We start from the raw sequence: 14236 nt of genomic DNA on the forward strand, positions 1-14236 counted from the left end.
AAACTCAAACTAAATTAACTTGAGTTACTGATCGAGGCTAAGATATCAGTCACTTTTTTTGTATGATGCTGCCACAGATAATATTTCTCAGCAATAGAACGCGCAATACCACCAAGTTCAATCACCTGGTCTGGATGCTCTAAGAAGAAGTCAATCGCATTTGCCATTTCTTGAGGGTTATTCTCCTGAACAAGTACCCCCGCGTTCAATCCCTTAAACATTTCGCGAATTTCTGGTAAATCAGTTGCCACAATTGCTTTACCAGCCAGCATATATCGTACAACAGCACCTGGGAAAAAACCAGATGAATAAGTTAATTTATAAGGTGCTACACAAACGTCAGCGGCAGAAATATAAAAATCGAGTTCATCAGGAGATAGTTTGCCCGTGTAAATAACGGTGACATTCAATTTTTTAATACAGGGCAAGAACGTCTCGAAGAGATACTTTGTTCCCCCAGAAAGTACCAATACTACATTTGGACAAAGTAGCTTACTAACAGCAGTTATTAAGCAGGTCAAATCATGCCATGGTGACATTGAACCTACATAATAAATAATTTTTTGCCCATTCAACTGATGTATCGTCTTAACATATGTTTTATCTTTTTGAGAAAACGGATGAGTACAAACAGGGACTATCGAAATTTTTGCTTGATTAACGCCGAGAGCGTGTAATCGATTTTTAAAAACCGTTGAGGGAACTATCACGTGATTTGCTGAAATAGCAAGTTCTCGAAGCCAAGAGTAACCACGATTTTTCTCCTTAATAGCGAGTTTATACGGAATGCCTTCGGACAGATCCGTTTCATAATTAAAGCAAATTTGGTCTTCCCAAAATTCAAGAATCAAAGGCACATTTAGCAGTTTAGCTAAGCGGGTTGGAAACAATTCTGGATAAAATGGAAAGGAGTAAAGTAAGTTTATATTATTTTTGTAAAAAAAATCACTTGAAAAATTAATTACCTTACTGTCAAATTTTGTGTCAACCGTACGTCGAAAATACGAGAACACTTGTACATTATTACTAATCAATTTCATGTATTTTGATCGCCGAAGGTACCCTAAGAAAACAAAGCCATTGAAGGCACCGCGAGAAATCAAAGGCAAAGATCGACAAGCGTTGGGGTACGCAGCGGGTTTAATCATAGAACCAACTAAATATATATCATGTAATCGCGAAAGATCGCTCGCAAGTTTATGATAATCAAGATAAAAGATGTTTGAAAGATTGATAAGAGGTGAAGTCAAGACGCCGATTTTCATACTTTAAGATACCTCTGGATTACACCAATGACGTGTTTTTTGTTTTGTCAAAAATATTTCGGTCAGCAACTTTTCTCAAACCTTGTACGGAATATCTTTTTATTGCAAACTTCTTTAAATACCATAAAAATTGATAATATGCACGAAAAAGCGATAGAAAATAGTCACCGACTCTTTTGCGATCAAAATCAGGAAGGCCCAAAATAGACCGCTGGAGAAACCAACTAGAGTGCCAGAGAGGTAAAAGAACAAACGAAACAATGGGAAAGCGAATAACTAAATTTTTCAACTCATAATTTTTAAAGTAAGTCAATAACATATTTCGGTAGCATTTTACTCTACGTTCGGGCGTGGTTCCTTCCGAACCAGCGCCAACATGAACAACCAAAGGAAGAGGTATATACACAGACCGGAAACCCGCGAGATTTAGCCTATAACCTAGGTCCCAGTCTTCGAAATTTGACACGTAGTCCTCTTCAAAGCAACCTATTTTTTCAAGAACGCATCGTTTGTAAAGTACTGCACAACCAGAATTAGCAAGATTTGTTCTACAGCAATTCGAGAGACTCTCGATTCGTTGCTCAACTAAGGTTTGAAGAAAAAAAGGCACAAGAAAACCACCATTTGTAAATCTCTGGCTAAACCAAGTTTTTCCAGTCAAAGAAAGGATTTTACAACCCACACAACCTATTTTTGGGTCCTTTTTAGCCTCACTAACCAATTCTGCAACAAAATTACAGTTAACTTTCGTATCATTATTCAAAAATATAACATAATCACCACGTGCATAAGTCAACCCGATATTATTACCTTTTGAAAAACCAAAGTTTTCAGGCAATACAATAATTCGCAATCGCGAATTTTTACCAAAATGATTCTTTACAAAAGCCACACCATCATCCGAAGAATTGTTATCGACGAACAAAACTTCATAACTATCAAAATTCTGATTTAATAATGAACTTAAGCAGTTATATAAGAAGCGTTTTCCATTCCAATTTAAAACGATGACAGAAACGAGCGGTTTATCTACAGCGGATAAATCAAGCACCCTCACAAATCAGCCAAATTTATTTTGCATAAACGCCTGTATTCATTCAGAGCTTCAAAAGGCAAAGCCATAAGACCGTTCCTCACCAACCAACAATCAGATACGACTCGTTTTTTCTGAATCAGAGAACGCTTTTGCCACGTCAGATGTTGATTTTTAATCAGCCAAAGATATGCACGCACCTTCACAGCAACACATTTCAAATTTTTTTGTTTTATTAATAAAAATAATTCAAAAACATCAAACGATAGGGAAATAAACAGAGCAGGCAATATGTTTTTGAATTCAACGTTTTTTAAAATATTCATAACACTGTTTTTAGTTCCTTGAAAAGTTTTCAGGGTAGTTATACGACCTTTGCCAGTCGTTCCACCCGCTGCATGGTATACACAAGAGTCAGGACAATACAAGACAGCGTACCCATATAACCAAGCACGCCAACCAAGGTCCGTATCATCCAAACAAGCAAAAAAGTCTTCATCGAAACCACCCAAGTCCAAAAAAACGTCTTTTCTGATTAACATCGCTGCAGCACATGGGTAACCAGTATAAAAAGGTAAAGAACCTAATTTGTCTTTAATACCCATACCAATACTAAACCCTCTACCGTTTAGAGTAAATTTTCCACCCCCGAATTCCAAAAATTCAGGTTTTTTCATGAAAAGTGTCTTGCTAGCACAAATTTGAACCGAATTTTTAATCGAAGCATTCACAAGACGTATCAACCAATCAGCATCTACAACAGTATCATTATTCAAGAAGGCAATGTAATCGCCATTTGCGTACTTTATGCCTCTATTGTTTCCTCCACAAAAACCATAATTATGATTTAGTTTAATTCGTTTAACCCAAGGAAAAATGGCTTCGACGAAAGCAAGACTATCATCTGTTGAGGAATTATCAACTAATATGACCTCAATAAGTTCAGAAGGATAGTTTAGTTGCTTAATCGAGGATAAACAGCGACTTAAAAAATGTTTTCCATTAAAGTTTAGCACAACAATACTGACATATGGAAGATGCCGCGAATCATACGAAGTAACAGAATTAGAATGATTGCCAATTAGAGATTTTACTGAAATAAGACATACACCTTACGATAGAGCTTTTTTGTTGGGTTGCGCACGGATAAAAATATGCAACATCATAAAACTGGCGATAGCCAACTTGAAAGAAGAACTGATAAAGCGTACGAATTGTTGCATAACATTACCTTCACCCATATCTTTCGTTTTAACGAAAGATATGACTAAACTGGTTTCAGCTATAATTCCTTCAATTTCTTTTAAGGTGAAATGATGCGGATGACTTTTATCAACTAACGAGAAGAAGGGAGCAAAAAACCTCAAAGGGTTGCGCACAGCGTGTACCCAAAGCAGCAATTCGCCAGTAGGCTTCAAAACTCTAGTTATCTCTTGCAGAACATTTGTTGGAGTTATAGAATGATCGAGAACGTTGAAACACACGCAGATATCAAAAATGTTGTCGCAAAAAGGGAGACTCTCACCAGTCGCTAAAAGGTGAGGGGTTAAAGAGGTGATTTTGTTTTGTCCAGTCCATGTATCGAATTTTAGGGGATCAATACCAACACTATTCGACGAATTAGTGAAATTTATTATTCCATATGGACCGCAACCGACTTCAAGTACATTAAGCGAAGAAAAATTGGGCCAAAGTCCAAAATTTTCTCTGACGAAAGCTGCCCACGCGTCAGATGTTTTTATTGCCTTCACATTTTTTTGTGCCCAAAAATCTTTTTCAGAATCTCGAGCTTTTAACCATCGATTTAATTGTTTTTTCATTGGTTCAATTAACCCTCTAATAAAGAATCATTTGGATAGGATTTCTGAAAAAACCGATTTCATATGCGCCCCAATTTTTGGGACCGTCAAATTCTTGGATACGTAAGTCAACCCATTTAGCCCCAACTTGGAGCTAAGCTGTTTATCCTCGTATAGGCGAACAATGGCGTCTGCAAGACCTTCAGCATCATCAGGCTTAACTAATAAACCCGAGTTAGTTGACCGGATATATTTTGCAGATTCACCATTTGAAACGCATATAATGGGTTTAGCATAAGACTGAAATTCAAAAATCTTTGTGGGCAAACCCAAATCTACGAAACTAAGTGAAGCCATTGGAAGTACAAAAACATCCGCAGAAGACAACAAGGAAACCAGATCATTTTTTTTCAAGAAAGTTGTGTCGAGAACAACATTATCAAGATTAAGAGCATGTATGGTTTGGTTCAATTTCGGTGCCAATTCACCAACGCCTCTTATTATAAAGACGATGTTTTTTTTGTTCCTCAGAATTTGTGCAGATCTCAAAATGATATCAAAATCGTATCCTAAACCCAAAACTCCAGAATACATCACAATAAAACGATTTGCCGAAACAGCCCCCGAAAGCAAAGGCTTGACACAATCAACACCAACTTCTATGACATGCACCTTTTCAGGAGCAACCTTGTATTTGTTGACTATACTACGCTTATAACCCTCACTAATTGGCGTAATAGCAACTGGAATAACATAAGAAAGCCAAGCTAAGAAGTCTAAGGACTTCCGTAAAATATTCGAATTCACAAGATGTAATTCATAAAAAACTTCCGGCCACAAATCATCGACATTTCTAACAATTGGCACATGGAAAAGTATGCCATAAATCAAAATAGGGAAGAAAGAAAACAAGTTAGGGTTAGCGCCCCACACAACATCTGGTTTAGCTATAAAAGGAAAAGCAAATAGAGAAGAAAGAATAAAACAAAAATGCAAGATAACCCTTTTTAATGGACTACTATGCGATAAGGCAGGAACCCATACGCGGTATACTTTTGCACCACCATATTGTTCAGCAACGACAGCTTTGTGCTTATAGCGTTCAGGGATATTTCCACCCGGATAATGGGGAAAGGCAGCAACTACGGTAACTGCGCAGCCAACATTAAGCAAACCGTTAACTACATTATTTGCTCGCGCACTACCTCCGCCCATATCAGGAGGGAAATACTGAGCAAAAACAAGAACGGTAAGATTTGGGGAGGTCATGTAAAATCAATTTTGAATATCAGTTGTTTGTAAACAACACGATTTGCGATACATTGTTCCGCAATCCAGAGTAAGTCTTAGCTAAACATTCTTCGAGGCTTACCTTGGTTCCCACATTAGAACTTCTATAGCCAAGCTGGATATCAGCGTTTCGCCCTCGGACTCCTTGAGGCGTAGAAAGAGCATATTTCTTTGTTATTTTTTTCCCAGAAATGTCGGCTTTTATATCTGCCAACCCGTTGATGATGCTTACTATACGTTCTGACCTTATGTTGATTGGGTCATCATAGTTAGATTTCATTAGTGTGATAACCCCGTAGATACAGTCATCAATAGCAATATGATCGAGTCTGCGGCACATCGCCCCAAATAGAGGTAAGCCCAGAATGTAAGGCGTCTGCAATTTTTCAGATGAAGCTTTTTTTACTTTGAGTCCGAAATTCATCTTCCGTTCACTTTTTTTGTTATTCTTGTTATTGCGTATAATGTAATGGCAGTCGAAATCATGAAGAACCCTATTAGGATAAAGGAGATAGAGGCTAAAGCAATATTGGTCACTATTTGATGGCTCACAGCATACAGGTTCATCATCCAAATGCCAAAAAAGATACCCGCCACCAGAAATAGCACCTCAGGTATTCCAACTAAAGTTATGGGCCTGTCTTCAACTATAAGCTTTACTAGAGACATAATTAGCCCAATTCCATGTGTAACGGGATTTTCAGTTGAAGTACTAACTCCTATAGTTTCAGAGTATTTGCAGGAAATAGGAACTTCACGTACCGTAAGCCCGTTCCTTTTAACTTCACGAAGAAGCTCTATGCTGGCGCTCATGCCGTCCTCAAACACAGACAGGCAGTCTAATGCATGTTTGCCGTAGGCTCTGAATCCGCTTTGGGCATCGCTGACGCCATTTTTGATGGTGCCGTTGGCTAGTTTGGTGATGACTTTGATGCCAACCCGTCTATGTCGGGGCATGTCTGCGGTGCCGTTTTTGCCTTTGAATCTGCTGCCTAAAACTACGTCGGCAGTTTGGTCTTCGATGGGTTTTATTATGCGGGGGATTTCAGCGGGGTCATGCTGCCCGTCCGAATCCAAGGTTACCAAAATGTCGGCGTTTAGTTCCCGGGCGCGCTTAAAGAGGCTCTGCATCGCTGCGCCGTAGCCACTGTTATGTTTGTGACGAACGACGACTGCGCCGAGCCGTTCAGCAATTTTAGCGGTCATGTCCGCTGAGCCGTCATCGCAGACAACCACAATGTCAGCGTACTTTTGGGCTTCTAAAACGACACGGGCGATGGTTTTTTCTTCGTTGAATGCGGGGATGCCTGCAACGACAACTGAAAGTTTACTCAGAGCACTATTAGTCATACCTTCTGAAGTATTTTGCTCTATCTGAACTTCAACCATAGATGCGCCTTCAGGAGTCAATTGTGCATTCGGGTCTTTACCACACAGAGCGCGAGGTAACGCGCAAAGTTGCGGTCCTGTATCCATTCTGCTGCGGCGTGGTTGCCCCAGCTCACTGCCATATTGCTTAATTTTTGTGCAAGAGGTAAACCAATAGTCCTCGTTATTCGTTCCGCCATGTTTTCTGTTGCCTGCTGCAGTTTTGTTACTATGGCCGTCAGCACTTTGGCCAGCTTTGTACTTTTGACGTTATCGACATATCGCATGGTGAGGTCGATTATACCTCTCTCAAGCCTGTTCAATGTTTTGAACCATAAGCCGCGTCTGAATGCGACCTTTTTTAACTCGTTTAGTGTACTAGAGGAAAGGATACAGAGTGTACTACTTGAAATTTCAGGGTGCGCCCTAATACAGGAAGACCTTCCTGATTGCTTAGCAGACAGCAGTTGTTTTAACGTATCCTTCTCCTCATTTGTTGATTATTGGCGGACAGCCGAAGTTGCCGCCCATCAAAGGAATACGGACGTAATATGTAACATTTATGAATCAGAAATCTGGACGCAGAATTCACTTTGCAATTCCCCCGACCAATATTGTGCAACATCGAAGCCTCGTACCCCCAACACTGAACATAAGTCTTAAGATAAAGCATAAAAACTTTCCGAAAAAAAGAGAACAAAAAATCAACTCACACATCCACATAAAGAATAATTGCACAATAGTTTACAAAATACAAAACATTTTTTTTTAAAACACAAACATGTACAAAACAGAACAACCTAATTTCCAGAGATTAACAGAAACAGCCACGGAAAAGTTAAGAATTGGAGGTATGAAATCACTACGCTCAGGCACTGAGCACAAAGTAAACAGAACCAACTTGCTCAAAGATTGAAGAGCCGAGCCAGAGAGTATGTGGTAAAGATGTTCATAACAATGAATGTAACTATTTTTTGGATTATGGACGATAAGAATACACCACCATGTTTCCCGAGCGGTAGACTTCAACAAATTCTGAAGGCAGAGACGGAATCGCGTACCAACCTTTCCCACTAACCCACCAGAATGAATAAACCGCATGCCCCGTATCGTGTGCATCTTGGGAAGCCCTTAGCATTTGGTTGGCAGTCACGGCACCGTCAGGCATATTGGACCACAGGGATATATCAGTTTTGAAAAACACAACCTCTCGGTTGGGGATACATGTGGAGGTCAAATAGTAAAATGCGTCATGTACCACAAACACTGAGTTTTGGGGCACGTTTTGGTTGACCCATTCAAAACAGTCAACCAGTGAGGCGGTATCTTGAATGGATATGGAGTTCTGCTGCATTGACGAGGGAATAACTGACAAGTAATTGTTATATTGGTAGAAATAGGGGAATGCATGTTCAGGGCTGGAAGCCATGAAATAGCCTGACAAGGTGAAAAGTGAAATCAAGTAAGCGAGGACTACAAGTTTAGGAATTACTCGCTTAATCTTTTGGTTGTATCTTTGGCTGAAGCGCCAGAGGCGGTCAATTCCTTCTGTAGCGAGGAACAGAAGAGGGTAAACCAGCAGCAGGACCCAGCGGAACCAAAGATAAAGCGGCAGATTTGGGTCCACCATCAACAGCATAACTACGGTTAAACCTAAAAGCACCCAAGCGCGAACAAACAAATCTTTCAAACCAAACAAACCCACAACCACGAAGGGTATGATGAACGCGTAACAGTAAACCAAGGAACCTCCGATGTAAAGTGCCAAAGAAAGCGACGGTTCTGAAGCCACTGATGGGGCAGGCACGCCAAAGGCGCCCGTTGTTAAGGAGAACCTCTGGAACATGAACAAGGCAACGGGAAGAACCGCTGAAGCGCTCAACAGCGCAAAGTCGTGGTTTGCCTTCTTGTGGAGCATTTTTGCGCCTTCCAGCAGAAGGAAGAAGAACAGGACAACAGTGGCTAACTCGTGGCTTAAAACTGTCAGCACCATGAACAAGGAGGCAGCGCAGTATTTGCGTGGAGAACTCAGTGTCTTAAGCGAGATCAGGGTGGCCATAAGGAAAATTAGTCCAAGTGTTTGGCGGTACATATCCCAGGAGTTTCTTAGAGAAACAAAGTAGACGCCAACTAGAATTGCTACAAGTAGGGATTTCCAGTTGCTCCAGCCTAACCCTCGCCGTGCATACAGGTACATTAGAAAGCATAAAATGCCCATCATTATGGGGCCGAGAAGTTTCATCAGAATTATGGCATTATTCGTTAGCCCGTAAAACGTTGAGGAGAGTAAATAGAATAAGTTGGTGTAATGCAAAAAGTTGGCCAAACCAGTTGACGCGATGGACCACCCGTCTTGCATGGTTTGTATATAGATAACGGTGTCAAATCCGATGGGGTAGGGCCAAGATAGCACCTCTGGGATAAATCGTGCTCCAAGGGGAATCAGGAAGGCAGCAAGAGCAAACCGGTAACGGTTAAGCATAACGCTCATTTTGGCTAAAGATAAGCTATACTTTATTCTGGTTCCCTCTTTCCCTCAGAGCTGCATTAAGCTTGAGACATTAGGGAACTGCACAATAAATAACCTTCGCGCAGAACACATCAGCGAAACAGTAGGAAGCAAACTTGTAAGTTAAGGTCTTCGCTTAAAATAAACCACAAATACCGCGGTTAAAGCCAAGCAAAATACTGCAACACCAGAAACAACAGCAACATATCCGTCTAATTCGCTAGTTGATGGCTCGTTTGATGGGGAAGGGAGAGGTGTTGGGATAGAAGTTGCGTTTAGTGTGGGGTTAAAAGAAATCGTGGGGGCAGGGGTATTGGGGGTTTTGGTGGAGTTTGGAGTGCTTGTTATTGTGGGAGAAGGGTTGGTTGGGGTAGGGGAGTCACTTGGGTTTGGTCTAGGTGTAAGCGTTGGGTCCGTGCTGGATGTTTCCGTGGGCGTTGGGGTAACGGATGATGGCTGATTAGAAGTGTAGTTTGTTTCCACCACATAAAGGGCTGCATCTAGGATTAAGCCGTTGGTTTTATCGGTGATTGATCCTACTACGCGACCGTTTTCGTCAATTCCTTCTTTGTAGCCGCTGGCGGGGAAAAAGAGAAACGCAGATGTTGCAAGACGGGGTTCAAGGTAGTTAACCAGTTTTTCTGCATACGAAGTGTTGTACAATGCCAAAAAGCCTACTGCCGTTTTGATGTAGGCAATTGGGGTTATGGGGGTAGGTTCAATTTTCCAAAAAGCCCCGCTGGGTGTGACTACCCATTCGTAGACGTATGTGGGGTCATCAAAGAGCCCTGTATTTCCCTCGCTCATGGCTGTGAATTTGTCGGTGAAATTATATCGTGCTTCATGGGCGAGGTAGACGTTGCGCATTAGTTTTGTCTGAAGGGGGTCAGGTTCAAGGTGGAACATTCCCAGCAGCAAAGATTCGCATCCGACGTAAAGTTTAGGCAACTCAATCCCCGAAAAAGAGGCGGGAGGTTGATTCATTGTGTGGTTCAGCAGGTTTAGAGCAGTTGAAATTTCAGGCGAACTAAATCCAAAACTTTCGAATCCGTGGGCCACATAATAATTGTAGTCGTCTGCGTAAGAATGAAACTGTGAAACGATGTAGCTGCTGTTTATCCGTGACTTTACAATGTAATCGATTGTGTTGGCTAAGTCTGGGCGGTACACTTGCAAGCTGTGCAGGGCGATGAGAAGGTTTCCGTAATCAGAAATGTTTGTGGTCTGGTTACTTATTCCAAAAGCCGGACGGCCAGTGCTTGATTCGTACCATAAGTAAGGTACGCCGTCTGTTGTGAGTTGCATTGTTTGAAGCCATGTTAATATTTTGTTCACTCGGTTATCAAAGCCCCACTCACCATCTGCTGATAGGAGTCCAAGTTGTTGGGCATCCATTATCGCAAACAGATAAGTTGCCATATCCCAACCAGTAAAATAATGCCAGCTATTGGATGCATAGTGTAGCCCAGTTGCGGTGTCTACGCCGACTCCAGGTTGAAAGTAGCACCACGCATTTTCCGCTAACCGCATCCAATACTCTTTGTCTGCATCAAGGACACTTTTTGAGTCATCAGAATTTGAGGACTTTGCAGCTGGGATGACACTCACCAGACATACAAAAATAATAGCATATACAACAATTGAACGCGTCTTGCCCTTCATCCTAAGTCACCAGCCGATAAGCCCCAAAATCTACACCCACCTGATTTTATATGACTTCAGGGGTTTTTCTAATTTATATGGGTAGCACTGTTGTGTTGAAACCAAGAAATAAAATTTTAGGTTCTTTAATATTTAGAGCAGCTATAGTTTTGGGAGTTTTTTTCTGCGGCTATGAATCCAAAGCAAGGCAGAAAGTATACCGCCGATAACTGCGACAGAAAGAGCTGCAACCCATTCAAATGGAAAAGCTTCGGCGGAAAAATCGTTTATGTCAGTTGCGTCTGGAATTGGCGAAGTTGAAACGGGCGAGGAAGTCATCAATGGCAATGAAGGATTGAGTGTTGGTGTTGATTGGGGAGGGGTGGTTGAGGGGGATGTACTTTCGGTAGCAGTTGGAGTAGCTGATGGTGAGGGAGTCGATGTTGGAGGTGGAGTAGAGGCTGAAGGGAAAGGCGTAGCTGTGGGGGGAACTACTGAAGGGCTGGGTGATGGGGTTATGGAATGTGAAGGGGTAGGGGACGAAGGGGGCAGAGTTGGGGTTGCAGTTGGAGACGAGGAAGGAGAAAGGGAGGGTGACGGGCTAGGTTGGGTAGGGGTAGGGTCGGGAGCTTGCATTGCATATCTGGCGGCGTTTAGTATAAGACCGTTAGTTTTGTCCACAAGTGTAGAAACCATGCGGTCGTTTTCATCAACGCCATCGAAATAGCCATTTACGGGATTGGTCAAGCTCCATGCGTTATAGGCTATGAGACGGTTTTCTAGAGAGGAAACCATGCTTCTTGAATAACTGGTGTTGTACAGCGCTTGGAAACCAACAGCCACTTTGAAGTACACAATTGGGACAGTAGGAGCTGGTTCAATCTGCCAAGATGCCCCCGTTGGAGTAACAATCCATTCGTAAACGTATGATGGTGAAGATAATTCAGTGTTTCCCTCGCTGAAAGCAGTTAATTTACCCGTTGCGTTATAGCGGGCTTCACTCACGGCGTATACTGCTCGCATTAACTGTGTTTGAAGAGGGTCTTGAGTTTCCAAGTTGAACATGCCTAAAAGGAGAGATTCACAGCCTACGTAAATTTTGGGCAGCTCAACGCCATACACTGTGACTTGAGGTTGATTCATGGATGTATTTAAGAGGTTTAATGCCGCGGAAATCTGGGGGGAATCATAACCGAAATACGCAAAACCATGAGCAACATAATAGTTGTAGTGGTCGGCATAAGCCGAAAACATTGAAACCATGTAGGCGCTGTTGATTTTTGAGTTAACGATTTGATTTATTCTTTCAGTTAAGTCAGGACGGCAAACTTGTAAACGGTGAAGCGCAATTAACAGGTTTCCGTAATCGGAAATGTTTGTTTCGCCATTACTGGCTGGAAGCCCTGTGTCAGAATCATACAAAGAGTAAGGCACACCGTTTGGAGTCAGCTCCATCGTTTCAAGCCAGCTTAATACTTTTTCAATCCTGTAATCAGCACCCCAAGATGAATTGCGGTATATTATCCCAAGCTGTTCAGCGTCGAGAATGGCGAAGATATAGGTGCCTAAATCCCACCCTGTGAAGTAATGCCAATAGTCAGAACCCCTGTGAAGCCCTGTGTCAGGGTCAACACCGACACCTGGTTGGAAATACTGCCAAGCGTTGTTAGCTCTCCAAAACCAGTATTCTCGGTCAAGGTCACGTGACCCGGTCTGGGCTTGCGCAATCGATGAAAAAGATGGAACTTCAGCAAATAAAATCAGAAATACAAACAAAATGGCATATAGAAACTTGGAGTTAGTACTCATAAATAACTTCCTCGCCCGCGAGTTTGAAGACTTCAAAGAAACCACATGTGAAATGCCTGAAAGTATTAACCCTGATTTTTCATCGCCCCTATGAGTAACCATGAAATAGAGTAGGTATTAATGCGGGGCTTCTTAAGATTTTAGGGTAAACCATCTCCCTGAATGAAATTTTCAGGCCTCAGGGGAAAGATTCTTGAAGACATTGAAGACGTCTTGGGCATACTTTGTCCATGTTAGGTTCTTTTGGATATACAACTGGCCACGTGCCACAACATCCGCCACCAATTTGGGATTGCTCAAAATAAACAAAACCGAAGCCGCAATCTCTTCAACGTTTGCATCTATCAAGAACCCGATGTTCTCTTGTTCAATTACTTCTGCCGCTCCGGCACCCCGTGTTATAACCGAAGGCTTTCCTGCTGCCAGTGCTTCAAAAGGAACTAAACCCCATGTTTGATCCTTTACGGGAAAAAGGTTCACATCACAAGCATTGTACAGAAGGCGAAGTTTCTCCTCTGCGACGCCTCCAAAGAAAACAACGTCCTGCGCTAAACCAAGGCGCTGGGCTTCTGCTTTCAAAGCATTTAACCATGGACCTTCACCAACAAGAGCTAATTTAACGTTCCCCAGATGGGGCTTTAAAGCTTTTAAAGCGCGTATGCTTAAAATCTGATTTTTCCGCTGCACCAGTGCCCCCACATGAAGCAAAAGAACCCCCTCAGCTATGCCCAGTTGAGCTTTAGGGTTGGAAATTGTTTGATGAAAAAACTCGTAATCCACCCCAGTAGGCAGCACAGTGGAACTTAAGCCGTACCGTGATTTTATCATGCGGCTGTTAAGGGGGGAGCAGGTTACAATTGACCTGAAAGTCCGGCGAACGATACATTTGTCAACTGTGGTGGCGAAACGTAAGGCAATTCGAAAAAGTAAGCTTTTGTTGTAGAGGTCTTTTGTTTGATTGTAGGGCGCCAAAACCTCGCTGGAAAACCACACCAGAGGCTGCTTTGCCCTTGCAAGCCAAACTGCCCAGTAGGAAGGAAAATTTCCCACACAAACCACATCAAACTCCGAAGAGTGCCGCTTAATCAATCTCGCCAATAAAAGAAGCTCTTTTGAAGAAGACGCTGTGACCTCAAAAATACTGCCTAAATTAGCGGGGTTAGTGGGTTTGGGTGGAACCAGATAGGTTAGGTTTGATAAGTTAGGATGGAGCTGGGTTAAATCGGACGAAAGCGCGGCAATGGTCACATCAAGCGACATCAAATTAAGTTGGTGAGCCAGATTGAGAAGAGCTTTTTCTGCGCCTCCCGCAAAAACATGTGGAACAACAAATAACACTTTCAGACCACAAAACCTCCAATAACAGGGAAGCCCGAGCTCTTCGCAGTGGTTAACATTTCGTATCTGACCAACGAACATACTTTCCTGCAACTGTTCAAAAAGGTTTGCGATTTCTAACCAACATCAAACCCAGATTAAAACAAAATTCATGAAAAACAAAAAAAGCGGCTAAAGCCGCATG

Annotated in this window: 12 protein-coding genes; all 12 read right to left on the reverse strand. The window is 42.1% G+C overall.

What is annotated here, in order from left to right:
- Positions 1 to 14: 14 nt before the first annotated feature.
- Positions 15 to 1265 carry a glycosyltransferase family 4 protein gene (locus ACBZ72_07710; GenBank protein ID XES76065.1) on the reverse strand — a complete coding sequence of 417 codons (1251 nt, stop codon included), beginning with the start codon at positions 1263 to 1265 and terminating at the stop codon, positions 15 to 17.
- Between the two features lie 19 nt (positions 1266 to 1284).
- Positions 1285 to 2316, reverse strand: coding sequence for a glycosyltransferase family 2 protein (locus ACBZ72_07715; protein XES76066.1), 1032 nt, complete (start codon positions 2314 to 2316; stop codon positions 1285 to 1287).
- 2 nt (positions 2317 to 2318) lie between these two features.
- Positions 2319 to 3314 (reverse strand): glycosyltransferase family 2 protein, encoded by a 996-nt coding sequence (locus tag ACBZ72_07720; GenBank protein XES76067.1) that lies wholly within the window; start codon positions 3312 to 3314, stop codon positions 2319 to 2321.
- Between the two features lie 96 nt (positions 3315 to 3410).
- Positions 3411 to 4118 (reverse strand): class I SAM-dependent methyltransferase, encoded by a 708-nt coding sequence (locus ACBZ72_07725; protein ID XES76068.1) that lies wholly within the window; start codon positions 4116 to 4118, stop codon positions 3411 to 3413.
- Between the two features lie 27 nt (positions 4119 to 4145).
- The gene (locus ACBZ72_07730) at positions 4146 to 5366 is read right to left on the reverse strand and encodes a glycosyltransferase family 4 protein (GenBank protein ID XES76069.1); all 1221 of its coding nucleotides are present in this window, start codon (positions 5364 to 5366) and stop codon (positions 4146 to 4148) included.
- Positions 5367 to 5385: 19 nt separating this feature from the next.
- A complete protein-coding gene (locus ACBZ72_07735) occupies positions 5386 to 5811 on the reverse strand; it encodes a hypothetical protein (protein ID XES76070.1) in 426 nt (141 codons plus the stop codon).
- On the reverse strand, positions 5808 to 6776 hold the full coding sequence (locus ACBZ72_07740) for a glycosyltransferase family 2 protein (protein ID XES76071.1): 969 nt from the start codon (positions 6774 to 6776) through the stop codon (positions 5808 to 5810). Before ACBZ72_07740 ends, ACBZ72_07735 begins: the two co-directional genes overlap by 4 nt.
- 17 nt (positions 6777 to 6793) lie before the next feature.
- Entirely contained in the window at positions 6794 to 7078 is a 285-nt protein-coding gene (locus ACBZ72_07745; protein ID XES76072.1) for a hypothetical protein, read from the reverse strand.
- A 656-nt stretch (positions 7079 to 7734) separates the two neighbouring features.
- A complete protein-coding gene (locus tag ACBZ72_07750) occupies positions 7735 to 9237 on the reverse strand; it encodes a hypothetical protein (GenBank protein ID XES76073.1) in 1503 nt (500 codons plus the stop codon).
- A 150-nt stretch (positions 9238 to 9387) separates the two neighbouring features.
- Positions 9388 to 10872: a DUF3131 domain-containing protein gene (locus ACBZ72_07755; GenBank protein ID XES76074.1), complete on the reverse strand. Its 1485-nt coding sequence runs from the start codon at positions 10870 to 10872 to the stop codon at positions 9388 to 9390.
- A 195-nt stretch (positions 10873 to 11067) separates the two neighbouring features.
- Positions 11068 to 12714 (reverse strand): DUF3131 domain-containing protein, encoded by a 1647-nt coding sequence (locus ACBZ72_07760; GenBank protein XES76075.1) that lies wholly within the window; start codon positions 12712 to 12714, stop codon positions 11068 to 11070.
- A 171-nt stretch (positions 12715 to 12885) separates the two neighbouring features.
- Positions 12886 to 14052, reverse strand: coding sequence for a glycosyltransferase family 4 protein (locus tag ACBZ72_07765; protein ID XES76076.1), 1167 nt, complete (start codon positions 14050 to 14052; stop codon positions 12886 to 12888).
- Between the last annotated feature and the right edge of the window lie 184 nt (positions 14053 to 14236).

The organism is Candidatus Bathyarchaeia archaeon (assembly GCA_041447175.1).
GTDB lineage: Archaea > Thermoproteota > Bathyarchaeia > Bathyarchaeales > Bathycorpusculaceae > JADGNF01.